Raw genomic sequence first — 24,766 nt, 5'->3', positions numbered from 1 at the left:
GCCCCTCCGCCATGTCCGACACCTCGACGCCCGACCTGATCCTGCGCAACGGCCGCATCACCACGCTGGACCGCGCCAACCCTGTCGCCGATGCCGTGGCCATCCAGGGCGGCCGCTTCACCCACGTGGGCCGCGACCTGGACATCCTGCCCCTGGCCGGGAGCGCCACCCGCGTCATCGACCTGAAGGGCCGCCCGGTGCTGCCGGGCCTCATCGACAACCACCTGCACATCATCCGCGGCGGCCTGAACTTCAACCTCGAGCTGCGCTGGGACGGTGTCACGAGCCTGGCCGACGCCATGGCCATGCTCAAGCGCCAGGTCGCCATCACCCCCGCGCCGCAGTGGGTGCGCGTGGTGGGCGGCTTCACCGAGCACCAGTTCGCCGAGAAGCGCCTGCCCACCATCGACGAACTCAACGCGGTCGCGCCCGACACGCCGGTGTTCATCCTCCACCTCTACGATCGCGCCCTGCTCAATGCCGCCGCGCTGCGCGCCGTGGGCTACACCAGGGACACGCCCCAGCCCCCCGGCGGCGAGATCACGCGCGACGCCCGCGGCAACCCGACCGGCCTGCTGCTGGCCAAGCCCAACGCGGCCATCCTCTACGCCACCCTGGCCAAGGGCCCGAAGCTGCCGATGGAGTATCAGCTCAACTCCACCCGGCACTTCATGCGCGAACTCAACCGCCTGGGCGTGACCGGCGCCATCGACGCCGGCGGCGGCTTCCAGAACTATCCCGAGGACTACCAGGTCATCCAGCAGCTTGCCGATGCCGGCCAGCTCACCATCCGCCTGGCCTACAACCTCTTCACCCAGAAGGCCAGGCAGGAGAAGCAGGACTTCCTGAACTGGACGGCCAGCTCCAGGTACAAGCAGGGCGACGACTACTTCCGCCACAACGGCGCCGGCGAGATGCTGGTCTTCTCCGCCGCCGACTTCGAGGACTTCCGCCAGCCGCGCCCCGACATGGGCCCCGAGATGGAAGGCGAACTCGAAGAAGTGGTGCGCATCCTGGCGCAGAACCGCTGGCCCTGGCGCATGCACGCCACCTACGACGAGACCATCGCGCGCGCGCTGGACGTCTTCGAGAAGGTGAACCGCGACATTCCGCTGTCGGGCCTGAACTGGTTCTTCGACCATGCCGAGACCATCTCCGACAAGTCCATCGACCGCATCGCCGCCTTGGGCGGCGGCGTGGCGGTGCAGCACCGCATGGCCTACCAGGGCGAGTACTTCGTCGAGCGCTACGGCGCCGCGGCGGCCGAGGCCACGCCGCCGGTCAAGCGCATGCTCGAGAAGGGCGTGAAGACCTCCGCCGGCACCGATGCGACCCGCGTGGCCTCCTACAACCCGTGGGTGTCGCTGTCGTGGCTCATCACGGGCAGGACGGTGGGCGGCCTGCAGATCACGCCCCAGCGCAACCTGCTCGACCGCGAGACCGCGCTGCGCATGTGGACCGAGAAGGTGACCTGGTTCTCCGACGAGGAAGGCAAGAAGGGCTGCATCGCGGCAGGCCAGCTCGCCGACCTGATCGTGCCGGACCGCGACTTCTTCGGCTGCGCCGAATCGGAGATCGCCGGCACCAGCGCGCTGCTCACCATGGTGGGCGGCAAGGTGGTGTGGGCGGCCGGCGAGTTCGCCGCCCACGACGAGGGCGCGGTGCCGCCGGCCATGCCGGACTGGTCGCCGGTGCGTCGCTATGGCGGCTATGGCGCCTGGGGTGAGAAGGAAGGTGCGCCGCTGCAGAAGGTGATGCGCCAGGCCGCGATGTCCTGCGGCTGCGCCAGCAGCTGCAACGTGCATGGCCACCGGCATGCGTCGGCCTGGGGCAGCCGGCTGCCGGTGTCGGACCTCAAGAGCTTCTGGGGCGCGCTGGGCTGCGCCTGCTGGGCGGTGTGACGATGCGCTGGAGCACCTCCCCCGCGCTGCGCTGGACTGCCTTGCTGCTGCTGTGCGCGGCCTACCTGCAGGGCGGGCTGCAGAAGGCCTTCGACTTCCCGTCGGCGATCGCGGAGATGAATCACTTCGGTCTCTCGCCCGCAGCCCCGGTGGCGATCGCGGTGATCGTGCTGGAGCTGGGCGCCGCGGCGCTCATCCTCTCCGGCCGCCTGCGCTGGCTGGGCGCGCTGGCGCTGGCGCTGTTCACGCTGATGGCCACCTTCGTGGCGCTGCGCTTCTGGGAGATGCCGGCGGGGCAGGGGCGCTTCATGGCGGCCAATGCCTTCTTCGAGCACCTGGGGCTGGTCGGCGGCTTCATGCTCGTGGCGTGGCAGGACCTGAGGGAGCGTGCCCATGTCTGAGATCCAGGCCGACGCGAAGGCGCCCGCCCAGCGCGGCGCCTTCGCCCCGCTGCGCCAGCCGGTCTTCGCGGTGCTGTGGACCGCCACCGTGCTCGGCAACATTGGCAGCTTCATGCGCGACGTGGCGAGCTCCTGGCTGGTCACCGACCTCTCGGCCAGCCCGACCGCGGTGGCGCTGATCCAGACGGCAGCCACGTTGCCGGTCTTCCTGCTGGCGATTCCCGCCGGCGTGCTCTCGGACATCCTCGACCGGCGCCGCTTCCTGATCTTCGTGCAGCTGGTGCTCGCCGCCGTGAGCGGCACGCTGCTGGTGCTCTCACACACCGGCGCGCTGACGGTCGAGTACCTCATCGCGCTGACCTTCGTCGGCGGCATCGGCGCTGCGCTGATGGGGCCGACCTGGCAATCCATCGTGCCCGAGCTGGTGCCGCGCGCGGACCTCAAGAGCGCGGTGGCGCTGAACTCGCTGGGCATCAACATCGCGCGCTCCATCGGGCCTGCGGCCGGCGGGCTGATCCTGGCGAGCTTCGGCGCGGCGGTGACCTACGGGGTGGACGTGCTGAGCTACGTCTTCGTCATCGCCGCCCTGCTGTGGTGGAAGCGGCCCCCGGCCACCGACGGTGCGCTGCAGGAAAACTTCTTCGGCGCCTTCCGTGCCGGCCTGCGCTACACCCGCGCCAGCCGCGAGCTGCACGTGGTGCTGCTGCGCGCGGCCGTCTTCTTCGCCTTCGCGAGTTCGGTGTGGGCGTTGCTGCCGCTGGTGGCCCGCCAGATGCTGGGCGGCGATGCCGGCTTCTACGGCGTGCTGCTGGGCGCGGTCGGCGCAGGCGCCATCGGCGGCGCGCTGGTGATGCCGCGGCTGCGCGAGCGGCTGGATGCGGACGGCATGCTGCTGCTGGCCGCGCTGCTCACCGCCGCCGTGATGGGCAGCCTGGTCTTCGCGCCGCCCAAGTGGCTGGCCGTGGCGCTGCTGCTCCTGCTGGGCCTGGGCTGGATCGTGGCGCTGACCACGCTCAACGGCGTGGCGCAGTCCATCCTCCCGAACTGGGTGCGCGGTCGGGGCCTTGCCGTGTACCTCACCGTGTTCAACGGCGCCATGGCCGCGGGCAGCCTGGGCTGGGGCCTGGTGGCGCAAGCCATCGGCGTGCCCGGCACCCTGGTGGCCGGCGCGGCGGGGCTGGTGGTCGCGGGCCTGCTCTTCCATCGCATCAAGCTGCCCCGCGGCGAGGCCGACCTGCAGCCCTCCAACCACTGGCCCGAGCCCTTGCTCGCCGAGCCGATCGCGCACGACCGCGGGCCGGTGATGATCCAGGTCGAGTACCGCATCCGCAAGGAGGACCATGCGGCCTTCCTGGACGTGATGAAGCGCCTGTCGCTCGAGCGCCGCCGTGACGGCGCCTACGCCTGGGGCCTGCACGAAGACACTTCCGATTCGGAACGGGTGGTGGAGTGGTTCTTCGTCGAGTCCTGGGCCGAGCACCTGCGCCAGCACCATCGCGTGTCGCAGGCCGATGCCGATCTGCAAGCCGAGGCCTTGCGCTTCCATCAGGGGGAAGGCAGGCCGGAGGTGCATCACCTCCTGGCGCTTTGAGCTGAGAAGCTTCTCTGCGCAGCGGGCCGCTCTGAGCGGCGGCTTAGGCACTGCCGGACAGCGCGCTGCTTCGCGCGTTTATTCCTGAATCTGATGAATTGTCGCTAAGCGGCAAGTTGATGCGTGCCTTTGCTATGGTCGCGGCCGTCGATCGACGGCGCGGCTGACTCTCCGCGCGGTCGTTGAAGAACAACCCCGTCAGAGAAAACTCAGGGAGAGTCGGATGAGTCGTGACCTTGCGCGCGGCCGCGCGCGCTTCAACGGGCCTGAACCGGGCTCTCCGCCATTCGCACACGCCACGTCGGCGAACCATCTTCTGCCCCATGCGGCCTTTCGGGGCGGGCTCTTCAGCCACGCCCTCAGCCATCGGCCCTCAGGCCACTGGAGGACATAGCGCGAGACTGTTTGTCGATGAAGTGCTCAAACCAACGCAAGGAGCATCGCGTGAGGGCGATGACACATTGGTTGGCGGGGCCGGCGCCGACAGCTATGTCATCGGCGCCGACAGCGGACGAGACACCATCCTCGACGCCGACGACCAAGGCACCATTGAACTGGCCGGCCGCTCCTTGACCGGCGCCGGCGAACTCGTCAGCACGACTGCCGCCACCCGGCCCTACACCGTCTGGTTCGACGACAGCAACGCCGTCCAGCCCATCCGCTACAGCCTCAACACCCTCACCGAAAAACTCACCATCACCGGTGCCGGCAGCACTGTCGTCGTCAAGGACTTCCAGAGCGGCGACCTCGGCATCGCCACGGTCAACTACCTGTACGCCGCCTCGGCCGTGACGGTCAGCCTGGCCGCCACTGGCGCGCAGGCCACGGGCGGCTCCGGCCTCGACACGCTGCGCAACATCGAGAACCTCGCGGGCAGCAGGCACGACGACACCCTGACGGGCAATGCCCTCGCCAACGTGCTGCATGGTGGCCAGGGCCACGACACCCTGATCGGCGGCGCGGGCAAGGACACGCTCATCGGCGGTGCCGGCGTCGACCTGCTCCAGGGCGGCCAGGACAACGACGTGTACTACGTGGACGACAGCGCCGACGTCGTGACGGAGCTACCCGGCGAAGGCACGGACCTCGTGCAAAGCGCCGTCAGCTACACCTTGCCGGACAACGTCGAGAACCTGACCCTGACCGGCACGCAGCGCATCGACGCCACGGGCAACGCACTGAACAACCTGTTGACCGGCAATGCCGCAGACAACATCCTCTCGGGCGGTGCGGGCCATGACAGGCTCAGCGGCGGGGCCGGCAACGACACGCTCATCGGCGGCGCCGGCAAGGACACCTACCTGTTCGGGCGCGGCTCGGGCCGCGACACAATCGTCATCGACGCGACCTGGCGCGACACCGGCACCGACACCGCCACCGATGTCGTGCAGTTCGACAAGGACGTCGCGCTGGAGCAGCTCCTGTTCGACCTGGTCGAGGATAACCTGGAGATTCGCATCGTCGGCACCGACGACAGGCTCACCATCCAGGACTGGACCTGGAACGGTGTCTTTCCCGTCGACGAGTTCAGGACCGGCGACGGACATGTTCTGTCGGGCAGCCAGGTGCACGACCTGGTGGACGTGTCGGCCAGCCTGCCCCCGGCACCGATGTGGCCATCGATGGTGGCGTCCGGCGATCAGGCCGGCCTGGTGGCAGCCAACATGGGGGCCTTGATCTGAGCTCGCTGCGGTCGCCCTGGTCGGCCTGAAGTCGGCCTGAAGTCGGTCCTGCGGCGCTGTCTCCCCCGGCGCCGCCATCACGGCTTGGCCGGTTGTCCAAGCCGTCGACCCGTCCTTCGGGCTAGGTCGAATTGCAGAGGAAGACTGGCCGGAAGAGCATGGCCGGGAAAGGGAGGCGTGAGTAACATCCTGTATGTCAACTTTTGGCTGACATCTCCGTCGGAAGCTTCTCGGGGGATGCCAGCCGCCAGCAGGGGAGTTACGTCTTGCGGCTCACACGGACAACGTCCAGATTTCTTCTGCTGTGCGTCGCGGGCCTGCTCGCGGCGCTGCCGGGCTGGGCGCAGACCGGCAGCCCGGGCCTGGCCACTCAGATCCCCTGGGCGCAGTCGCCCACCATCGTCGGCATCGTCGAAGGCAGCGCGACGCTGATCCGCCAGACCACGCGCTATGCGCTCGCCGAGAGCGTGGCCCTGAACGAGCAGGACATCATCGAGACCGGGCCGGGCGCCTTCGTCCAGATCGAGCTGCCCGGGGGCACGCTGATCGGCCTGGGCGAATCGACCCGGCTGATGCTGCGTCCGCGCACCGGCAAGGGCATGGTGGCGCCACCGCTCTACCTGCTGCAGGGCTGGCTCAAGACCACCAGCCCCGGCGCCTTCGGCTACACCAGCCCCGCCTTCGAACTCTCGGTCCAGGCGGCCAGCACCGTCGCCCATGCCTCGGACACGGGCTACGACGTTTTCGTCGAAAGCGGCACCGCCCGGCTGGCGTTGCGCGACGGGGCCAAGCCGGTGTGGCAACTGGCCGGCGGCGACTTCGCCCAGCGGCGCGAAGGCGCTTCGCCGACGACGGCCCGGCGTGCGCCTCCCGAGTTCCTGGCCAAGGTGCCGCGGCAGTTCCGTGACCGGCTGCCCGCGCGTGGTGAAAAGTTCGGCAAGCGCCAGGCCGCGCCCAAGGCGCTCGGCGACATCGCTTACACCGACGTGGCGGCCTGGCTGCACACCGAGCCGGGGCTGCGCCTGCCCCTGCTGCCGCTGTGGCGCGCCCGCGCCCAGGCCGACCCGGCTTTCCGCGCGGCCGCCAAGGCCGAGCTCGCGCGCCACCCCGAATGGGAACCCTATGCCGACCCCGAGGGCTATGCCCGCCGCATGGCCCAGGAGGCCGAGCGCCGCCGCGCGCGGGAAGCGGCGCGCCAGGCCGCCCGGCGAGCCGCCACGGCGGCGGAGGCCGGCGGCGGATCCTCGGGAAAACCATAGTGAACCGGCCTGTCAGCACCCGCAACCCAGCGGCGTGAAGCCATCCCCCCTGGACTGGAGAAGCCCATGCGCCTGTTGTTCAAGTTCAACCTGATCTTCCTGGTGGTCTTCGTCCTGGGTGTGCTCGGCGCCGGCAAGGTGTCGCACGACCTGCTGCAGAAGAACGCCAAGGAGGAAGTGCTCAACCACGCGCGCCTGACCATGGAAAAAGCCGTCGCCGTGCGCGGCTACACCAACGACCAGATCCGGCCGCTGCTGGAGACGCAGATGAAGTACACCTTCCTGCCCCAGACCGTGCCGGCCTATTCCGCCACCGAGGTGCTGGCGACCCTGTCCAAGAGCTTCCCGGACTACACCTACAAGGAAGCCACCCTCAACCCGACCAACCCGCGCGACCGGGCGGTCGACTGGGAGGCCGATATCGTCAATCGCTTCCGCACCCAGGCCGACTCCAAGGAGTTCGTCGGGGAGCGCGAGTCGGGCACCGGGCGCGCCCTCTACATCGCGCGCCCGCTGCGCATCACCAACCAGGCCTGCCTGACCTGCCACAGCACTGTCGAGGCGGCGCCCCGCACCCTGATCGACAAGTACGGCCCGGCCAACGGTTTCGGCTGGCAGCTCAACGAGGTGATCGGTGCACAGGTGGTGTCCGTCCCGATGGCCGTGCCGCTGGCGCGCGCGGAACAGACCTTCAAGGTGTTCATGGGCTCGCTGATCGGCATCTTCGTGGCCATCGGCATCGTGCTGAACGTGATGCTCTACCTGCTCGTCATCCGGCCGGTGACGACGCTGTCCAAGCTGGCCAACCGCGTCAGCCTGGGCGAGGACGCACCGGAATTCCCCTCGCACGGCCACGACGAAATCGGGATACTGGCGCAGTCCTTCACCCGGATGCGAAACAGCCTCGATCACGCACTCAAGATGCTGGATGCATGAAGCTCTCCCCCAGTCCGCGCTGTTCCCCGGACAGGCCAGGCTTCGCCGGCGGCGTGGGCTGCGGGTGCCAGGCACTTTGAGCAACTGATATGTCGCCGTCGATGCCTGCCTCTGTCGGTCCGTACCCCATCCGGGGGGTGATCGGCTCGGGTGCGATGGGCATGGTGTACCTGGCGCACGACCCGGCCATCGACCGGCCGGTGGCGATCAAGACCATCCACCGGCGCCTGCTCGAAACCGGCGACGACGACCCGAGCGTGGCGGCGCGCTTCCGCGTGGAGGCCAAGGCGGCCGGGCGCCTCACGCACCGCAACATCGTGCAGGTCTACCAGTTCGGCGAGGACAACGACTGCGCCTACATCGTCATGGAGTACGTCGCCGGCCGCAATCTGCGCGACTACATCCATTCGCCGCGCAAGCTCGAGATCGGGCAGGTGCTGTGCCTCATGGGCCAGCTGCTCGACGGCCTGCATTACGCGCACGAGCGCGGCATCGTGCACCGCGACGTCAAGCCCGCGAACCTGCTGATCGCCGACGACGGGCGGCTGAAGATCACCGACTTCGGGATCGCGCGCACGGAGTCGTCGAACCTCACGCGCGGCAGCTCCGTCATCGGCTCGCCCGGCTACATCGCGCCCGAGCAATACACCGACCGCGAAGTGGACCGCCGCGTCGACGTGTTCTCGGCCGGCGTGCTGCTCTACCAGATGCTCAGCGGCTCGACGCCCTTCGCCGGCACCGACGAGGCGATCATGTACAAGATCGTCTACGAGGCGCACAAGCCGCTGCGCGAGCTGATGGACGATCCCGCGCTCGCACCCTTCGACGCGGTGCTCGACCAGGCCCTGGCCAAGGACCCGGCAAAGCGCTATCCCACGGCCCTGGCGATGCGCACCGCCTTGCTCGCCCTGGCCGACGCGCCGCTGCCCGATGCCTTGCCGCCCGAGATCGTGCTCCCGCCCCGGCTGCGCAGCACGGGCGCGAAGGCGGCGGCGGCGAAGGAGCGCGACTCGCCCTCCGGTCGCGGCGCGAGTTCGGTGCCGTCCATGCCCGACCCGGCCACGACGCCGCTGTCGCCTTCGAGGCCCCAGCCGGTCACCGGCCCGGCTTCCGGTCCGCCATCCGTCCCCGTGCCGACGGGCTGGGACACCCAGGCGCTGGCCGGGATCGAACGCGAACTCGCCGAGCACATCGGCCCGGTGGCCCGCGTGCTGGTGCGCCGCGCCGCGCGCGGGCTGACCTCGCTGGCCGCGGTGCGCCAGGCCGTCGCCTTCGCGATCGTCGACTTCGAGGCGCGCGAGCGCTTCCTGGCCAAGGGTGCCTCGCCCACCGGGACCGGCAATGGCGTCGGCACGGTGGCTACCTCGGTCACCCGTTTCAGGCCCGGGACCTCCGGCACTTCCGGCACCGCCGTGAACGCCGCGCCCGCGGGCGCGCCGATGCGCGAGGGCGACGTCGACAAGGCGGCCGCCGCGCTGCTGTCTTCGCTGGGCCCCATCAGCCGCATCGTCGCCAGGCGCTGCGCCGCGAAATCCGAGACCCGCGAGCAGTTCGTCGCGCACGTGCTCGAGCAGCTCACGCCCAACATCGATGCCCGCCGAGTGCAAGCCGAACTCTGGCGGGCGCTCGGCTAGCTCGGAAGCATCGTGATCGCCTTGCGAGTCACGCGCCGCCCCGGCGGCACCGAACCCGACGAGACGGCCCTGCCGATGCCGCCCGAAGGCTTCACCATCGGCCGCTCGGAGGATTGCGGGCTGGTGCTCGCGGACCCGCTGCGCCTGGTCTCGCGCCAGCACGCGCAGGTCCTGCCGGTGGGCGGGGTGGTGCATGTGCGCTGCATCAGCAGCACCTCGCCGATGTGGGTCAACGGCAGGCAGCTCGATCCGGGCGGCGAGCGTGCGCTGCAGGTGGGCGACCGTCTGCGCATCGGCGGCTTCGAGCTGGCCGTCGAGCCGAACGTGGTGGCCACGGTGGCGCAGCGCTCGCGGCTGGACCGCTGGTTCGACCTGGACGATGCGCCCGACCTCATGGCCGCAGGCTCCGCGCTGCCGGCGGTGGCCCTCGCGCACGAGCCGGAGACCGGTGCCGCGGTGGTGTCCTGGCAGGACAGTCCGCATCTCGTGCGCACCGGTGCACCCATTCCGCCGCCGCTGAAGACGCCGCAGGCGCAGCAGCCACAGGTTCCGCCTCAGCCACCGCCACCAGCGCAGCAGCCTGCGCAGCCCGCACAGCCGGTGCGCCACGCACCTGCCGACGCATTCCCTACCGAGCCGACACCCCTCGAGCCCGCGACGCCCGCGGCGCTGCCGTCGAACGCCGCCTCCGCACTGCGCGAACTGGCCGCGGCCTTCGCGCGCGGTGCCGGCCTGCCGAGCGAGCCGCCGGCCCTCACGCCGCAATGGATGGAGCACCTGGGCGCGCTGCTGCGTGCCAGCGCCGAAGGCACGCTGGCACTCCTGCAGAGCCGCGCCATCGCCAAGCGCCAGATGCGCGCCGAAGGCACCCACATCACGCCCCGGCAGAACAACCCGCTGAAGTTCTCGCCCGATGCCACCGAGGCCCTGACCCGGATGCTGCAGCGCGAGCCCAGCCCGGGCTTCCTCGATCCCGTGGCCGCACTGCACGACGCCCACCGCGACCTGCTGGTGCACCAGGTCGCGATGGTGGCCGGCATGCGCGCCGCAGTCTTCGAGCTGTTCTCGCGCCTGGGTCCCGAGGCCGCCGAGAGCGGGGAGGGGCCGGCCTACGGCATCGGGCGCGTGCCGGTGCTGCGCGCCGCGGCGCTGTGGAACCGCCACCGCATGCAGCACGCCCAGCTGCTCGAGCACCTGGACGACGACTTCCAGACGATCTTCGGCCGCGAGTTCCTGCGCGCCTACGAAGCCCAGACGCGGGCTTCGCCGAACGCCGCCCCCTCGCCCGAACCGCCGCCGCCGCAGGAGCCGCCATGGCCGAACGGGCATTGAGCGTCTCGCTCGCCGCGCTGTCCCAGGCCGGGCGGCGCGAGTGCAACGAAGACGCCTTCGGCTACTGGGAAGGCGCCGGCGCGCTCGTGGCCGTGCTGTGCGACGGCGCCGGCGGCCACGGCGGCGGCCAGACGGCATCGCGCGCCGCCGTCACCCACGTGCTGGAAGCCTTCGCGCTCCATCCCGAGGTCAGCATGGGGGCGCTGCGCTGGCTGGTGCAGGGTGCCAACGGCGCGGTCGTGGCGCAGCAGGTGGCCGGCACCTTCACCGCCGACATGCGCACCACCATCGTGGTGGTCGTGCTCGACCTCTACAGTGGCGCGGCGTTGTGGGCCCATGTCGGCGATTCGCGCCTGTACTGCTGGCGCGGCTCGAAGCTGCTCGCCCGCACGCGCGACCAGAGTCTCGCGCAACGCCTGCGCGATGCCGGCCTCGACGCCAGCACGGCCGGCGCCGGGCAGCTGACCTCGGCGCTGGGGTCGCCGGAGGGCTTCGACGTCGAGGTGCTCGACGAACCCCGACTGCTGGCCTCCGGCGATGCGCTGCTGCTGTGCAGCGACGGCCTCTGGTCGGCCTTCGACGATGCCGCGATGACGCGCAGCGTGGCCGGCTGCAGCGCGGCCCAGCCCTGGCTCGATCGGCTCGAAGCGGGCGTGCGCAGGGCGGACCGCAGCGACCAGGACAACTACTCGGCGCTGGCGATCTGGTGCTCGGCCGGCTGACTTTCATCAGCGCCGCTTGCAGGTCACGAAATCCTCTGCACTGGCGATGGGGTGCTCGGTCGGCTGAAGGTCGAGCAGTTCGGGCAGCAGGACCGGCTCCGGTGGCCAGGCCGCGACGCGCGCCGGCGCATCGGCCGGGGCTGTGAGCGGCCACCACAGGCTGGCCGGCTCGATGGGCCAGGCCTGCGAGGGGTCCGTCGCGGGCGAGGTGCGCGGCGGCAGTGCTTCGATCGCCGCCTCCAGCGCTTCGGGGCCGTGCGCCGCCGCATCGAGCAGCGAAGCCAGCCGGGCCGCGCTTTCATGCGGCGGCGCTGGTGTGGCCAGGCGCTCGGCCAGCGTCAGCGGGAACGCGCGTCCCACGCGGTCGTGCGAGGCGACGATGATTCCGCTCCAGGTCTCGCCCGGCGCCGACAGCACCAGGTAGCGCCAGGGCGCGAAGGCGCGCAAGCGTTCCCGCAGCGCCGGGCCATCCCACCGCGTGGCGGCCAGCGCCAACCCGCGCTGCAGCCACCCATCCCACTCGCTGCGCCAGCGCGCCGGCAGCCCGCGGCCGACGAAGTCGCCGCGCGAGGGCAGCTTGCCCCACCAGCAGACGCGACGCGAGGGCAGCTTCACCATGCGGCCTTCGGGCAGCGGAAGCGCGCGAGCTCGCGCAGGGTCCAGACATCGGCCTCGGGCGTGCCCGCGGCGGCGACTTCGACTTCGAGCTTGCGCGTGTCGACGGCGAAGGACAGCCGCGCCGGCGTGCCGCGCTCGCCTTGCCAGTCGCTGCGCAGCAGCACCCGCAACCAGGCGAAGCCGCCCTCGTGCACCTCGGCACTGACGCCGCCGGGCCCCGCCGGGAGGATGCGCATCAGCACCTTCTGCGTCGAGGCCGGTCCGGGCCACACCAACTCCTTCGCGCGCCGCGGACCGTTCTCGAAGCGCAGCAGCTGGCCGTCCACGTCGATGCTGAACTGCAGCAGTTCGGCATCCATGCGCAGCGGCGTGAGGCGCAGCTTCAGCTCGGGCAGCGGCGTGCCGCCGGGGAAGAAGAGGGCGCCGATCGCGGCCGCCTGCTCGAAGGCCGCGGGCAGGCCGGCCTCTGCGCTCGCGCCGCGCACCTTCCACGGGCGGCTGGCGGTGTCGACGCGCTCGCCCAGTTGGTGGCGCCGGAAGTCGTCGAACAGGCCGCCGGGGCCGAAGAGGCGCGCGAAGTCGGCCGGTGCCATGTCGCGCGTGGCAGTGGGACCGAAGGGGAAGCGGTCGCGCGTGAGGGTGCCGCAAGCTTGGGCGAGTTCGGCCAGCGCGGCGTCGAAGCCCAGCCTGGCGCTGTTGCGCGCGCGGATCAGAATGCCGAGCCCGGCGTAGACCTTGCGCAGCTCGGCCGGCGCGCGAGCCGCCTCGGCGCGCAGGCTGGCGTCGAGTTCGGCCTTGCCGGCATCGGCGCCGCGCGAGCTGGCCAGGGCATGCAGGCGGTCCAGTGCCTGCGGGCCGGGGCCTGCGGCGTAGTCGCCCAGGGCGGCGAAGCGCGAGCGCAGCGCGCTGTCGAAGGCACTCTCGGCGGCGCTGCCGCCCTGCGGCATGGCGCTGAACTCGTCGGCCAGTTGCGTCAGCAGGCGGCGCAGCGGCGAGTCGGGGGCGGTGAGGTCGGTGGCCTGGCGTGCGGCACCCTCGGCGTCCGTGCCCGCGGCGAGCGCGAGTGCATCGAGCTGGCGCGACCAGGCGGCGATCACGCGCTGGGCCTGGCGCCGGCCGACCTGCGCGGCGATGTCGTCGCGCCACGCACGGTCTTTCAGGCGGCGCACGTCGGCACCGCTCTCGCCGAGCACCCAGTCGGCCTCGTTCGCCAGCTCGTCGAGGACGGCCTCCAGCGCCGGCGCCAGCCGCTGGCGCCAGTCGGCGGCGCTGGTGTGGGCCGGCATGGGCCCGGCGCCGGAGGCGGCGAAGAGCAGGGCGCCTGCCGCGCCCAGCCGCGCCGGCAGGTCCTGCGCGGGCGCAGGGTCGGCCACGCGCTGCAGCAGCCGCTCGTGCACCCGCTGCGCCAGCGGCATGGCGGCCAGCGCGCTGCGGGCGGCGCGCACGCCGGCCTCGTCGGGGCGCATGGCTTCGGGCAGTCCGCTGCGCTCGAGCAGGGCCTCGACATGCCCGGCGGTCTCGGCGCGCTCGCCGGCACCGCTGGCCTGCGCCAGGGCCAGGCTCACCCACGAACGCAACTCGCCGCGGACCAGCCGGTCCGGGTGGCTGAGCATCAAGGTGGCGCGCAGCGCCTCGTAGCGCGTGGCGCTGTCCTCCGCCTCGCGCAGGTCGCGGCGCAGGCGCTGGACCAGCAGCGGCGCCAGGCTGCGGTCGAGCATCTCGCGGTAGGCCTGCTCGGCGGAGCGCGCCAGCCGCGGCCCCTGGAACAGTCCGAAGCCGAAGCCGGCCGGCGGCTCGTCCGGGTCGATGCCGTCGTTGGCCGCCAGGCGCTCCAGCAGCGCATAAAGCGGCAGCACCTGCTCCAGGCTGGCCGATTCGAGCGAGCCGATGCGCTGGGTGAGCTGCTCGACGCGCGTGCGGACGGCGTCGACGTAGTCCAGGTTGCGCCGGTAGCTCTGCCACCACAGGGCCGAGGCCGCCAGCAGCAGGGTGCCGGCCACGCCCGCACCGGCAATCACCGCTCGACGGCGCCGGCGCATGCGCTGCAGCCGCCGCCCGGCCAGCGGCGCCTCGGCGATCACCAGCTGCTTCAGCAGCGCGGTCAGAAAGTAGGACTTGCCGCCGGCATCCGGCCGCGCCAGCGGCTTGAGGGCCAGGCCGTGGCTGCGCGCCAGCTCGCCGATGACCCGGTCGATCGGGTTGCCTTCCTGCGTGCCGCTGGTCAGCGCGATCGTGCGCAGCCGCTGCGCCGGCTCGGCCGCGATGTTGGCGAAGGCCTTGCGCACGAAGCCTTCGAGCGGCGTGAGCAGGGCTTCGAATTGCGCCGCGAAGGTGTAGATCGGCAGGCGGCGATGCTGCGTGCGCTCCTGCTGCAGCGCCTCGGTGCCGCGCTGGCGCAGGCGCTGCGCCAGCTCGGCCAGGCGCGCGCCCAGGTTGTCGGGAATGAGCGCGGCGTCGGCATCGAAGACCAGGCCCCACAGCTGCTCGCGCTGGGCCGCGTCCAGGTCGCCGAAGGTCTCGGTGAAGCCGGCCAGCAGGTCGGCCTTGGTCACCAGCAGGTACACCGGGAAGGCCAGGTCCAGCTCGTGGCGCAGCTCGTCCAGGCGGGCGGCCACCGCGGCCGCCTGGCGCGCGAGTTCCGCGCCACCGTGCAGCAGGTCGGGCACGCTGACGCTGACCAGCACGCCGTTGATCGGCTGGACCGGGCGGTGCCGCCGCAGCAGCGCGAGGAACTGCTGCCATTCGCGGGCGTCGGCCGCGCTGTCGCTGTCCTGGGTGGTGTAGCGGCCGGCGGTGTCGATGAAGACGGCGTCCTGGCTGAACCACCAGTCGCACTGGCGCGTGCCGCCGGTGCCCGCGAGCGGGTCGCGCCCGAGCTTCTCGGCGAGCGGGAAGCGCAGGCCCGAATGCAGCAGCGCAGTGGTCTTGCCGGCGCCGGGCGCGCCGATGATCAGGTACCAGGGCAACTGCTGCACCTGGCGCCGGGCCTGCCACCAGCGGCGCGTGCCCTTGGCCTCGACCCCCTGCCGCAGCATGGCGAGCGCCTGGCGGAAGCGCTCGCCCAGCTCGGTGCCGCCCTCGCCGGATTCCAGGCCCCTCAACAGGCGCTCGTTGCGGCGCCGGGCCAGCAGCCGGCGCAGCAGCTGCCAGCCCAGCAGCGCCAGCGCGGCCAGCACCAGCAGGGCGGCGCGTGCGCCCGCGCCATCGAAGGGATGCCAGGTGCCGAAGGCCAGCAGCGGCGCGGCGAACCACAGCAGCACACCCGCCGCGCACAGGTTCACGGCGGTCTGGGCGAGGCGGGCGGGCGGCTTCATTGCGGGAACAGCACGATCTCGACGCGCCGCTGCGGCTTGGGCGCCTCGGCGTCGACCCGGGCCTCGACCGCGAGGCGGCCGTCCCCGAGCTGTGGGCGCAGGCGGTCGGCGGTGCTGCGGGCCCATTCCATGGCCTGGTGCCAGGCCGAAGGCGTGCGCGCGGTCGGCGAGTCGCTGCCGTCGGTGTAGCCGACGACGACCACCTTGCCCGGTTGTTTCGCGAGCACGGCGCCGAGGCGCTGGAGGGCGGCGCCGGCGTCGCCCAGTGCGTCGGCCTCGATCACGGCCACGCTGCGCAGCAGCTCGTCGCGCACCGACAGGCGGCCGGCCTCGATGTCCTCCCGCAGGGCCGCGGCGAGCCGCGGCGGCGCGGCCGTCGCGACCGCTGCGATGGGCGAAGCCGCGGCCGAACCTGCCGGCACGATGCGTTGCAGCGAGGCCAGCACGCCGTCGACGCGCGCGGCCAGCTGGATCTGCGTGGCGCTGTAGACGCCCACGGCCAGCAGGCCCAGCAGCAGTACGGCCGGCAACGCGGCACGCGGCGTGCGCGGCGGCCGGGCGGCGGCGGCCGCGCAGTGCCAGCGCGGCACCAGCGGCGGGGCCGGTGCGGCCTGTTGCAGCGCGAGGTGCACGCGCGCGCGCAGGCTCTCGTGGTCGCGCGGGTCGAGCACGGTGCGCGCGCGCAGCCCGAGGCTGAGGCAGGTGTGGAAAAGCTCGAGCAGCGCGCGGTGCTCGCGTGGGTTCTGGGCCAGGCGCGCGACCAGGCGCAGCAGCTTGTCGCCGCCGCCGGCCTCGCCATGAAAGCGCTGCAGCAGGCCCGCGCCCTCCGCACCCCAGGGCGCGGCGGCGAACTGCTCGTCGCCCCAGGCGCAGAGCATGTAGCTGGCGGCCGCCACGTGGGGCTCGGGCACGCCGGCCGCGCGCGCATCGGCCTCGAAGCGGTTGACGGCGGCGGCGAGCGTGCGGCGCAGGGCGGCCGGGTCGGCCGGCGTCGCGTCGCGCAGGCCGGCCAGCAGGGCGACCAGGGGCAGGGCATGCGTGCGAAGGGCGCGTGCGGCGGGTGGCTCGCCGGCGAAGACGGTCGCCGCGTCGGCCTCCGCGTCGACCGGCGTCGGCATAGGTGTCGGCATCGGCATCGGTGCCGATGCCGGTCCCGATGCCACGGCCGGAGACGACGTCGCGCCGGGCGGCCTCGGCTTCACCTGGCCCACCCCAGCAGGATCTGGCGCGCCTGCGCATCGATGCGCGCGCGCGGCACCACCGCGCCCGCGGGCAGCGGCAGGATGGCCCGCCACTGCGCGTGGTCGATTTCGCGGAAGGCGCCGAAGACGGCGACGGCGCGCGCGTCGCCGGCCAGCTCCAGGGCCAGCTCGCGGGCCTCCCCGGGGCGCAGGTGCAGGCTCTCGCGCACCAGCACGTTGGCGCCGAGGGTCGCCTCGTCGTCGTCGTAGAGGCTGTCGAAGCTGGCCTTCTCGAAGCCGCCGGCATCGCGAAGAACGTAGACCCGCAGGGCCAGCGAGGCCGAGGTGTTGCGCGCATCGGTGTTCAGGCTGCGCTGCGCCTGCACCAGCAGCTGCAGGCTGCGCTTGGGCCCGGCCAGCGCGGGCGCGGCGCCCGGGTTGAACATGAAGTTCACCACCATCGAGGTGTTGACCCAGGGGATCTGGCGCTGGCCGGTCTCGCGCAGCACCTTCACGCGCACCGCCTTCATCATCTCTTCGACCTCGACACCCACGGCGCGCAGCTCGGTCGCGAGGTGCTTGGTGTAGACGCTGTTGCCGCCGATGGGCCCGTCCTCGGCCACGCCGCCCGGTGCCGCGGAGAAGCCGATCAGCGCACCCGGCGCCGCCATCTCGGCCAGGCCGTTGGCGCTGCGCGAGGCCCGGCGCGCGGCGAAGGGGTCGTTGCGGCAGGCGTCGATGATGAAGATGCGCGCACGCGGACGCACCCGGTCCACGTGTGCGAGCAACGCCTCCTGCAGGTCGATGGCCTCGTCGCGCACCTCGGCCTCGTCGCGCAGCGCGATGTCCACCGGCAGCAGGTAGTTGCGCCCGCCGATCTGCACGCCGTGGCCGGCGTAGTAGAAGACCGAGGCGACCTGGTCGTCGTCCATGCGGCGCGCGAACTCGCGCAGCACGCGCTTGAAGTCGCGGGCCTTGAGGTTCAGGTGCTCGCCCACTTCGAAGTCCAGTGAGCGCAGGGTCTGCGCGATCAGGCGGGCGTCGTGCTCGGGGTTGTTGAGCGGCTGGTCGGGATAGCGGCCGTTGCCGATCACCAGCGCGATGCGCCGCTGGCGCGAGGCTTCGATCCTGGGCTGAGGCTGGGCCAGCAGGGGGGCACTGGCCAGAAGGGGTAGCAGGCCGAGGCTGGCGACGAGGCGGCGTCGCGTGTCCTGCTCCCTCTGCCTCTTGGAGAAGGTGGGGGTGAGGGCGGCGGCCCGCTGCCCCGGCGCAAGGCCATGCAGAAGCAAGCGCCCGGTGCCCTCACCCCGGCCCTCTCCCGAAGGGAGAGGGAGCAGTTCCGGCGTCGCGAGTTTGGGCACGGCGTGAAGCGCTCCACTGTCGATCGCGTTCCATTCTCTGCGCCGCCCCTGGGTGGCACAAGTCGAGCGAATGGCCAGTGCCGCGTCGACCCTCGGTCGGTGCGAGACCCCTTTGCCAATGCGGCATCGGCACGCCCGGCGCATGGGGAAGCTTCAGGCGCCGTGGAACTGCACCCGGCGGTTCACGCCGGCGTTCGGATCGGTGTGGTCGATCGGGCGGCTCTCACCGTAACCGACCGTCTTCAGGCGAGCGGCTTCGATGCCGTGGTGCTGCACCAGGTAGTCGCGCACGGCGCGCGCGCGGCCGCGCGAGAGCTCGAGGTTGTAGGCGTCGCTGCCGACGGCGTCGGTGTGGCCCTCGACCGTGACGACGCTGTTCGGCGCCAGCAACTTGATGCCGTCGGCCAGGGCGTCGAGTTGCGCGCGCGCGGCCGGCAGGATTTCGGTGGAGTCGAAGGCGAAGCGCACCGGCAGCGACAGGGCCGACGCGTCGGCCGGCGCGCTCTCGCGGCGCGTCGAGGTCTTGGCCAGCGCCACGGCTGCGGCCGAGACGTACTTGGTCGGGGTGGGCGCCGATGCCGGCGCGGAGGCGGACGGCGCCTCGTCGAGCAGCCGGATCGAACGGGTCCTGCCGAGCACGGCCGCCACGTCCTGCGGGTCCACGAGCTGGCCTTCACGGTAGACGATCACCTTCTCGGCATTCGCCTGCGGGGTCATGAAGGCGGCAGCCAGGGCGAGGGCGAGGGTGCTGAGGTAGCGGGTCATGTTCGGCTCCTTGGGCGTTTGGACGGGGTGCTTCGATGCCCATGGGTTGCGCCCTGCGCGCGGCCGGTTCAATCTTTCTCGACCGAGCCGACGCCGCGAATGGCGCGCGTCACGGCCGGATCGCCGTGGTAGCGCACGTGGCCGACACCCGCGATGCGCACCGCCAGCGTGCTGCTGGCGGCGAGCCGCGCTTCGCCGTTGCCGTCGATGGCCACCTCGGCGCGCTCGCTGGCGAGCCGGGGCGCGGCGTAGCTGCCCGTGCCGGTGATGGCGAGCTGCTGCGCCGCCACCTTGCCGCCGCCGACCGCGACCTCGCCGGCGCCGGTGATGCGCACATCGAGCTGGCGCGCGTCCTCCAGCCGGTCGAGTCGGATCGAGCCGCCGCCGGCCAGCACCAGCGCGAGCGCGTCGCTGCGCAGCGGCCCGATGCGGATGTCGCCGGCGGTGCGCGATTCGAAGGAGCGCAAGCTGCGCACGCCGATCCGCGTGCGGATCGGCTGCTGGGTCTCGACCCGGCTGCCGGGCGCCACGCCGATGACCAGGCGGCGGCCCTCGACCTGCGCCGTGATCTTGCGCAACACGGCGGGCTCGGCCTCGAGGGTGAGGGTCTCGCGCGGACCCTGCTCGATGCGGACCTCGCCGGCGAGGGCGAACACGACCTCGTCGAAGTCGGCCACCGAGCGGGTCTCGGTGGCACCCAGTGCCGCACCCGAGGCGGTCGCGGCCATCGCCGCTGCGAGGGTGGAGGCCCGGAGCACCCGCCGGGCGGCGAAGGCATGGATGAAGCGGTGCATGGTCGGGCTCCGGTGGCAGGCGGTCGGTGGCATGAGCTCAGCGCGGCAGCGCCAGGTTGGGCGGCGCGGCGGAGGGGCGCGCCAGGCAGGTGGTCCAGCCGCTGTCGGTGACGATCAGCGTCTTGCCTTGGCGGTCGAAGGCCACCAGCTTGGCGCCTTGCCGCGTCTCGGGGCCCAGGGTCACCGGGCCTTCGTCGAACAGCAGGCGCCCGTACTGCCAGCAGCGCAGCTGGTAGGTGGCGGGGCCTTTCTGGGCCGGCGCCGGCACCGGGGGCGGGGGCAGGGCGCGTTGCGCGACACGATCGTCCCCGCCGGTGGCGACGCCGGCTTCGGCGCCACGGGGCATCTGGAGCAGCGCGCCGGTGAGGGCGGCCAGGGCGAGTCCGGCGAGGGCCGCCACGCGCAGGGCGCGGCGCTTGGCGGGACCGGAGCGGAATTCACTTGGCTTGGACACGGAGGTTCTCCTGGGCGAGCGAGCCGCCGCTGGCTTTGAAGAAGGCAGCACGCACGGTTTCGAGCGTGGTGCCGGGGAGGGGTTCGAAGTCGGTGCCGACCAGGGCCTGCGGCAGCGACGCCATCACGTCGCGCTGGGTCGCGAAGCAGGAGATGGTTTCGGGCGTGCCCTTCGTGTTCATCGTGAGCTGGAATCGCATGGACCCGGGCAGCGCCAGCGGCTTGGCGGCGGCGACGCGCGAGTCGCGGGAGAAGCGGTTCGGGAAGAAGCGGATCACCTTGGCATCCTCGTCCTGCAGGTAGCAATAGACGTGCGCATCCTGCGAGGGAGCGAGGGACAGGCTGATCGGCTCGCCGCCGGCGAAGCGGGTCTGCTGCTTCGGCGTGCTCATCGACAGCTTCAGGGGCGCCGGGGCGGCCGGTGCTGCTGCGGCGGGTGCGGACGTGTGTGCAGAGGCCTGCGCCGAAGCCGTCGCCTGTGCTGCGGCCACGGCGGCAGCGGCTGCCTGGGGCGTGCCGGGTGCCGCGGCCACGGTGGGCGGCGGGACGTAGCGCGCCGGCTGCTCCGGCCGCGGGATCTTGGTGTGGTCGGCGGCGAGGAAGGCGTAGAAGAACTCCTCGTTCAGCAGCGCCTCGCGGCTCAGGCCGAGCGCGGCGCGGTAGTTCGCGATCGCCTCGTCGATGGCCGGGTTGAACTCGCCGTCGATCGGGCCGTCGTAGAACCAGCGCCGGCGCAGCTGGTTCTGGAAGTAGGCGATCAGCTCGATGCGCGTCGCCGCCATCGCGTGGTACCAATCGAACATCTCCAGGCGCGTCTCTTCGTTCTTCTTCGGATCGGTCACGCCCAGGCAGGTCCAGTAGGGTGTCTTGGTGAGCTTGCCGATCAGCTCCACCGCGGCCAGCTCGACCAGCCCGCGCAGCGCCTGCGTCTGGCCTTCGGCCTTCGCCAGGTTCATGCTGTAGTTGATGCCGAACTTGTGGTACGCGGCGTCGCCGTCGATGCCGCTGCCCTGCTTGAGGATCATCACCGAGTTGCGCGAGGTCACGCCGGCGAGCACCCCCATGTCGCTGGTGGTCAGCACGCTCAGGTCCAGCGCCAGCATGCTGGAGCCCGCGTCCTTGGCCGCGCCGATGTTGATGAAGGGCGCGAAGCCGATGCCGATGTCCTTCTGGTTCTTGACCAGGTTCTCGTCGAACTGCGAGACCGAGCCCTTGATGTCGTACAGCGGAATCGCCTGGTAGGCCGCCGCGCTCTGCGCCGAGGCCAGATAGCTGATGACGTTGGCCGTGTCCTTGCCGAAGGCGACCAGGCGCACCGCGCGGCTGCGCCTGGACATGTCCGACACCGACGAGATCAGCATGTCGCGCGTGCCGGCGTTCAGCTTCTTCGTCTCGTCGGTGATCTCCTCGGTCAGCATGGTGATGTCGCGCACGCCGTAGTCCAGCAGCAGGGTGTCCATGCAGCGCAGCGCATGCGAGAAGCCGGTGATCGAGCGCTGCGGCCGGTCTTCCGGCCCCTTGCGCAGCTCGTTGGTCTGCTCGATGGTGGGCTGCTTGACCTCGAGCGTCTGGCAACCGGCGAGGGTTGCGGCGGCGGCCGCGAGTGCGAGGCAGCGCAGGACTTTGGGCGGGTTCATGGCGGGTCTCCGGGGTGCGCGACGTCTGCTCAGCAGCCGCCGCGGCCGACGATGTTGATGGCGTTGGGGGCGAACACGAACACCTCGCGCGGCGCGGCACCGATGCGGCCGCCGGTGTCGATGTTGCCGATGCTCTGGCTGCCGCAGGTGGCACTGCTGCTGCTGCCTTGCTGCTGGGACTTTTGCTTGTCGTCCATCTCGCGCTCCTTGGCGGCGATGCGGATCTTCTCCTTCGCGATCTTGGCGCGGAAGCGCGTGTCGACGCCCATCAGCTCCTGCCCGGCGGTGGCGTGGACGCCGGAGGCCAGTGTGGCGGCGGCGAGGACGATGCGGGCGGTGAGGGCGAGGCTTGCGTTCATGGAGTTCTCCTGAGAGTTGTCTTGAAGTTGATGGCGGTGATGACTGCCTTCCGCTCCATGGGTTGCAACGGCTTCGCAAACGGTTCAAGCAAATTCACCTGCGGAAGTGCCGCCGGCACCGGGCATGAAAAAGCCCGCCGGCGCAGGGGATGCGCGGGCGGGCCGGGCGGCCGCAGCCGACGGAGGACTGTGACGCAACTTACTTGGCGACGCCCACACTCTGGTCGGCGGTGGACAGGAAGCCGGCGGCGTTGTTGAACTGGCCCGTGGCGAGCACCGTCGAATTCGTCAGCTTGCCGCTGCCTTGCGCGCCGCCGATCTGCTGGTGCGCCGAGGCCAGGAAGCCGCCGGCCACGTTGCTCACGCCGGTGGCGCCGACGAAGGTGCCCTGCACCTTGCCGTCGCCCTTGGCGAAGCCCACTTCCTGGTCGGCCGTGCTCAGGAAGCCGACGGCCGCGTTGTTCACGCCCTGGGCGATCACCGCGGTCTGGCTGATCTCGCCGTTCTGGGTGGCGCGGGCGATGCTCTGATTGGCGGTGGACAGGAAGCCGGCGGAGGTGTTCACGGCGCCGTTGACGATCACGGCCGTGTTCCTGATCTTGCCGTTCTGTTCGGCCACGCCGACGTTCTGGCGCGCGGTGGACAGGAAGCCCGCCGAGGTGTTGACCGTGCCGGTCGAGAACACGCCGGAGCCGGAGATCTCGCCGGCCATGGCCGCGCCGAAGGCGAGGCCGAGTGCGAGGACGGAAACTGTGCGAACGACTTGCATGATGGTTCTCCTTCGAGTGGTTTGAGGGGTGGAGGACTTGCGCTTGCATGCCATCCGCCCATGGGTTGCGGTGCTTTCGAAAACGGTTCAAAAGGATTGACGCTCTGGCCCAGGCTTCCTCACTTCGCGTGGTCCGCGGCGTTCCGCGCGGCGCCGACAAAAAAGAGACCCGCCGGCGCTTGGCGCGCGGGCGGGTCGGGTGGCGACAACGGTGTGGCTTACTTGGCGACGCCGATGCTCTGGTCCGCGGTGGACAGGAAGCCGGCGGCGGTGTTGACCGAGCCCGAGGCGATGACCGTCGAGTTCGTCAGCTTGCCGTTGCCTTGCGCGCCGCCGATCTGCTGGCGGGCGGTGGACAGGAAGCCGGCGGCCGTGTTGCTCGCGCCGTTGGCGATCACCGTCGAGTTCGTGACTTCGCCGTTGTCCTTGGCGAAACCCACTTCCTGACGGGCGGTGCTCAGGAAGCCGGCGGCGACGTTGTTCAGGCCGCTCGCGATGACCGTGCTGTTGGTGATCTTGCCGTTCTGCGTGGCGCGGCCCACGCTCTGCTCGGCCGTCGACAGGAAGCCCGCGGCGGTGTTGTTGGCGCCGTTGACGATCACGGTGCTGTTGGTGATCTTGCCGTTCTGCTCGGCCACGCCGATGTTCTGGCGGGCGGTCGACAGGAAGCCGGCGGCGGTGTTCACGGCGCCGGTGGACAGCACCGTGGAGCCGGCGATTTCACCAGCGATCGCGCCACCGAAGGCAAGACCGAGGGCGACGAGGACGGAAGCTTTGCGAACGATTTGCATGATGATCTCCTGAGAGTGGTGGTACGGTTGGTTTCCTGGTGGGGCTTGCCGGATTGCTTGCCTTCCCGCCCATGGGTTGCGGCGCGTTCAGAAGCGGTTCAAACAAATTCGCGGCCGTTTCTCAGAAATTTTTCGAAGGCCGGGGTGCCAGCGTAGGATCGCCCGCATGCTGGACAGGGCTCGCCCGGAACCGCCTGCGCATCCGCCACGCCTGACCGGCCTGCGCGGCACCTTGAACGCGCTGCGCAACTTCGGGCTGGTGGGTCTGGGCGGGTCGCCCGCCGGCGACTACGACAGCTTCATCGCGGGCGATGGCCAGCAGGTGCCGGTGTACGTTCGCGGCGACGGTCCGCCGCTGGTGCTGGTGCACGGGGTCGGCTGCTCGCACAACGACTGGAAGCCGGTGGCGCGGCAGCTGGCGCGGCGCCACTGCGTGCTGGCCTGGGACGCGCGCGGGCATGGCAACTGCCGGCCGGTGCTCGGCAGCATCACCTTGGCGCGGCTGGCGACCGACCTGGCCGAGATGCTCGACCACTTCGGCCTGGAGCGGCCGGTGCTGGTCGGCCATTCGATGGGCGCGCTGACCCTGATGCAGTACCTGCAGCTGTACGGCACGCGGCGCGTCGGCGCGGTGGCGTTGATCGACCAGTCCCCGCGCATCGTGACGGATGACGAATGGCGGCTCGGGCTCTTCGGCGGTTGCAGCGCGGCCATGCTCTCGGGGCTGATCGCCGGGGCGCGCCAGGACCTGGCCGAGATGCTGCTGAATGAAATCGGCGCACTCGGCGGGCCCTGGCTGCGGCGGCGCCTGGACATCGACGCCCCCCTGGGCCGGATGCTGCGGCGGCGGCTGGGACGCGTCGACATCCGGCCCCTGCTGGACCTGGCCGAGTCCATGGCACAGGCCGACTTCCGTGCCTCGCTGGCGCGGCTGGATGCGCCGCTGCTGGTGGTGCTCGGGGCGCGCAGCCCGCACTACGCCGGGCTGCCGCTGGATGCCTGGTACCGCGACACCGTCAAGCATGCGCAGGTCTCGGTGTACGCGCGTGCCGGGCATTCGCCGCACATCAGCGAGCCGCTGCGTTTTGCACAGGAGCTGGAGCGCTTTCTGGCCGACCACGCCTGAGGGCGCCTGGCAGCCCGCGCGGCGGGCGATTCGCGCTATCGGCGCAGCTCTGCGACGAAATATCAGATTTCGATTGGAGCCGATTGGCCCCAGAATCGCGCCCCGCATGGGGAGCGAGGCGGGCAGGCGGTTGAAGCCTG

Annotated in this window: 21 protein-coding genes; 10 read left to right on the top strand and 11 right to left on the bottom strand. The window is 71.4% G+C overall.

Annotated features, from left to right (window positions below; all coding sequences use genetic code 11):
• The first annotated feature begins 11 nt into the window (after positions 1 to 11).
• From ABEA07_RS10155 to ABEA07_RS10115, 9 genes are all read left to right on the top strand, one after another.
• The gene (locus ABEA07_RS10155) at positions 12 to 1,901 is read left to right on the top strand and encodes an amidohydrolase (RefSeq protein ID WP_345537633.1); all 1,890 of its coding nucleotides are present in this window, start codon (positions 12 to 14) and stop codon (positions 1,899 to 1,901) included.
• Positions 1,902 to 1,903: 2 nt separating this feature from the next.
• Positions 1,904 to 2,302: a DoxX family protein gene (locus tag ABEA07_RS10150; protein WP_345537607.1), complete on the top strand. Its 399-nt coding sequence runs from the start codon at positions 1,904 to 1,906 to the stop codon at positions 2,300 to 2,302.
• On the top strand, positions 2,295 to 3,893 hold the full coding sequence (locus ABEA07_RS10145) for an MFS transporter (protein ID WP_345537606.1): 1,599 nt from the start codon (positions 2,295 to 2,297) through the stop codon (positions 3,891 to 3,893). Before ABEA07_RS10150 ends, ABEA07_RS10145 begins: the two co-directional genes overlap by 8 nt.
• 461 nt (positions 3,894 to 4,354) lie before the next feature.
• Positions 4,355 to 5,575 (top strand): calcium-binding protein, encoded by a 1,221-nt coding sequence (locus ABEA07_RS10140; protein ID WP_345537605.1) that lies wholly within the window; start codon positions 4,355 to 4,357, stop codon positions 5,573 to 5,575.
• Between the two features lie 266 nt (positions 5,576 to 5,841).
• The gene (locus ABEA07_RS10135; RefSeq protein ID WP_345537603.1) at positions 5,842 to 6,834 is read left to right on the top strand and encodes a FecR domain-containing protein; all 993 of its coding nucleotides are present in this window, start codon (positions 5,842 to 5,844) and stop codon (positions 6,832 to 6,834) included.
• Positions 6,835 to 6,900: 66 nt separating this feature from the next.
• Complete coding sequence (locus tag ABEA07_RS10130) at positions 6,901 to 7,770, top strand: Tll0287-like domain-containing protein (protein ID WP_345537602.1); 870 nt, start codon at positions 6,901 to 6,903, stop codon at positions 7,768 to 7,770.
• 101 nt (positions 7,771 to 7,871) lie between these two features.
• Positions 7,872 to 9,404 (top strand): serine/threonine-protein kinase, encoded by a 1,533-nt coding sequence (locus ABEA07_RS10125; RefSeq protein ID WP_345537601.1) that lies wholly within the window; start codon positions 7,872 to 7,874, stop codon positions 9,402 to 9,404.
• Positions 9,405 to 9,416: 12 nt separating this feature from the next.
• Positions 9,417 to 10,736: a type VI secretion system-associated FHA domain protein TagH gene (gene tagH, locus ABEA07_RS10120; protein WP_345537600.1), complete on the top strand. Its 1,320-nt coding sequence runs from the start codon at positions 9,417 to 9,419 to the stop codon at positions 10,734 to 10,736.
• The gene (locus ABEA07_RS10115; protein WP_345537599.1) at positions 10,718 to 11,458 is read left to right on the top strand and encodes a PP2C family protein-serine/threonine phosphatase; all 741 of its coding nucleotides are present in this window, start codon (positions 10,718 to 10,720) and stop codon (positions 11,456 to 11,458) included. The genes tagH and ABEA07_RS10115 overlap by 19 nt, the downstream gene beginning before the upstream one ends.
• Before the next feature lie 6 nt (positions 11,459 to 11,464).
• Here ABEA07_RS10115 and tagF read toward each other — a convergent pair whose 3' ends face one another.
• The 11 genes from tagF to ABEA07_RS10060 all read right to left on the bottom strand — a co-directional run bounded on the left by tagF (position 11,465) and on the right by ABEA07_RS10060 (position 23,500).
• Positions 11,465 to 12,076 (bottom strand): type VI secretion system-associated protein TagF, encoded by a 612-nt coding sequence (tagF, locus tag ABEA07_RS10110; protein WP_345537598.1) that lies wholly within the window; start codon positions 12,074 to 12,076, stop codon positions 11,465 to 11,467.
• Entirely contained in the window at positions 12,070 to 15,390 is a 3,321-nt protein-coding gene (gene tssM / locus ABEA07_RS10105; protein ID WP_345537596.1) for a type VI secretion system membrane subunit TssM, read from the bottom strand. The genes tagF and tssM overlap by 7 nt, the downstream gene beginning before the upstream one ends.
• On the bottom strand, positions 15,387 to 16,520 hold the full coding sequence (locus ABEA07_RS10100; RefSeq protein WP_345537594.1) for a DotU/TssL family secretion system protein: 1,134 nt from the start codon (positions 16,518 to 16,520) through the stop codon (positions 15,387 to 15,389). The genes tssM and ABEA07_RS10100 overlap by 4 nt, the downstream gene beginning before the upstream one ends.
• Positions 16,521 to 16,588: 68 nt before the next feature.
• Entirely contained in the window at positions 16,589 to 17,932 is a 1,344-nt protein-coding gene (gene tssJ, locus ABEA07_RS10095; protein WP_345537593.1) for a type VI secretion system lipoprotein TssJ, read from the bottom strand.
• Between the two features lie 153 nt (positions 17,933 to 18,085).
• On the bottom strand, positions 18,086 to 18,697 hold the full coding sequence (locus ABEA07_RS10090; RefSeq protein WP_345537591.1) for an OmpA family protein: 612 nt from the start codon (positions 18,695 to 18,697) through the stop codon (positions 18,086 to 18,088).
• A gap of 68 nt (positions 18,698 to 18,765) precedes the next feature.
• Positions 18,766 to 19,491, bottom strand: a complete 726-nt coding sequence (locus ABEA07_RS10085; protein ID WP_345537589.1) for a GIN domain-containing protein — start codon at positions 19,489 to 19,491, stop codon at positions 18,766 to 18,768.
• A gap of 37 nt (positions 19,492 to 19,528) precedes the next feature.
• A complete protein-coding gene (locus ABEA07_RS10080; protein WP_345537588.1) occupies positions 19,529 to 19,945 on the bottom strand; it encodes a hypothetical protein in 417 nt (138 codons plus the stop codon).
• On the bottom strand, positions 19,929 to 21,581 hold the full coding sequence (locus tag ABEA07_RS10075) for a DUF4384 domain-containing protein (RefSeq protein WP_345537587.1): 1,653 nt from the start codon (positions 21,579 to 21,581) through the stop codon (positions 19,929 to 19,931). The genes ABEA07_RS10080 and ABEA07_RS10075 overlap by 17 nt, the downstream gene beginning before the upstream one ends.
• 29 nt (positions 21,582 to 21,610) lie before the next feature.
• Entirely contained in the window at positions 21,611 to 21,940 is a 330-nt protein-coding gene (locus tag ABEA07_RS10070) for a hypothetical protein (RefSeq protein WP_345537585.1), read from the bottom strand.
• Between the two features lie 199 nt (positions 21,941 to 22,139).
• A complete protein-coding gene (locus ABEA07_RS10065; RefSeq protein WP_345537583.1) occupies positions 22,140 to 22,709 on the bottom strand; it encodes a hypothetical protein in 570 nt (189 codons plus the stop codon).
• Positions 22,710 to 22,927: 218 nt separating this feature from the next.
• Positions 22,928 to 23,500: a hypothetical protein gene (locus tag ABEA07_RS10060; RefSeq protein WP_345537582.1), complete on the bottom strand. Its 573-nt coding sequence runs from the start codon at positions 23,498 to 23,500 to the stop codon at positions 22,928 to 22,930.
• A 166-nt stretch (positions 23,501 to 23,666) separates the two neighbouring features.
• Between ABEA07_RS10060 and ABEA07_RS10055 the strand changes: the two genes are divergently transcribed.
• Complete coding sequence (locus tag ABEA07_RS10055) at positions 23,667 to 24,626, top strand: alpha/beta fold hydrolase (RefSeq protein WP_345537580.1); 960 nt, start codon at positions 23,667 to 23,669, stop codon at positions 24,624 to 24,626.
• Positions 24,627 to 24,766: the final 140 nt, after the last annotated feature.

Origin of the sequence: Variovorax defluvii, from assembly GCF_039541515.1 — a bacterium.
Taxonomy (GTDB): Bacteria; Pseudomonadota; Gammaproteobacteria; order Burkholderiales; family Burkholderiaceae_C; genus Variovorax; species Variovorax defluvii.
The sequence above is the reverse complement of the archived record's forward strand: the minus strand, read 5'-3'. Positions and strand labels throughout refer to the sequence as shown.

Excerpts from the sequence above, each read along its gene's own strand:
- ABEA07_RS10055 (WP_345537580.1), top strand. The coding sequence starts at position 23,667 with ATGCTGGACAGGGCTCGCCCGGAACCGCCTGCGCATCCGCCACGCCTG.
- ABEA07_RS10115 (WP_345537599.1), top strand. The coding sequence starts at position 10,718 with ATGGCCGAACGGGCATTGAGCGTCTCGCTCGCCGCGCTGTCCCAGGCC.
- ABEA07_RS10070 (WP_345537585.1), bottom strand. The coding sequence starts at position 21,940 with ATGAACGCAAGCCTCGCCCTCACCGCCCGCATCGTCCTCGCCGCCGCC.
- ABEA07_RS10125 (WP_345537601.1), top strand. The coding sequence starts at position 7,872 with ATGCCTGCCTCTGTCGGTCCGTACCCCATCCGGGGGGTGATCGGCTCG.
- ABEA07_RS10060 (WP_345537582.1), bottom strand. The coding sequence starts at position 23,500 with ATGCAAATCGTTCGCAAAGCTTCCGTCCTCGTCGCCCTCGGTCTTGCC.
- ABEA07_RS10100 (WP_345537594.1), bottom strand. The coding sequence starts at position 16,520 with ATGCCGACACCTATGCCGACGCCGGTCGACGCGGAGGCCGACGCGGCG.
- ABEA07_RS10075 (WP_345537587.1), bottom strand. The coding sequence starts at position 21,581 with ATGAACCCGCCCAAAGTCCTGCGCTGCCTCGCACTCGCGGCCGCCGCC.
- ABEA07_RS10085 (WP_345537589.1), bottom strand. The coding sequence starts at position 19,491 with ATGCACCGCTTCATCCATGCCTTCGCCGCCCGGCGGGTGCTCCGGGCC.
- ABEA07_RS10150 (WP_345537607.1), top strand. The coding sequence starts at position 1,904 with ATGCGCTGGAGCACCTCCCCCGCGCTGCGCTGGACTGCCTTGCTGCTG.
- ABEA07_RS10155 (WP_345537633.1), top strand. The coding sequence starts at position 12 with ATGTCCGACACCTCGACGCCCGACCTGATCCTGCGCAACGGCCGCATC.
- ABEA07_RS10090 (WP_345537591.1), bottom strand. The coding sequence starts at position 18,697 with ATGACCCGCTACCTCAGCACCCTCGCCCTCGCCCTGGCTGCCGCCTTC.
- tssM (WP_345537596.1), bottom strand. The coding sequence starts at position 15,390 with ATGAAGCCGCCCGCCCGCCTCGCCCAGACCGCCGTGAACCTGTGCGCG.
- ABEA07_RS10065 (WP_345537583.1), bottom strand. The coding sequence starts at position 22,709 with ATGCAAGTCGTTCGCACAGTTTCCGTCCTCGCACTCGGCCTCGCCTTC.
- tagF (WP_345537598.1), bottom strand. The coding sequence starts at position 12,076 with ATGGTGAAGCTGCCCTCGCGTCGCGTCTGCTGGTGGGGCAAGCTGCCC.
- ABEA07_RS10145 (WP_345537606.1), top strand. The coding sequence starts at position 2,295 with ATGTCTGAGATCCAGGCCGACGCGAAGGCGCCCGCCCAGCGCGGCGCC.
- ABEA07_RS10130 (WP_345537602.1), top strand. The coding sequence starts at position 6,901 with ATGCGCCTGTTGTTCAAGTTCAACCTGATCTTCCTGGTGGTCTTCGTC.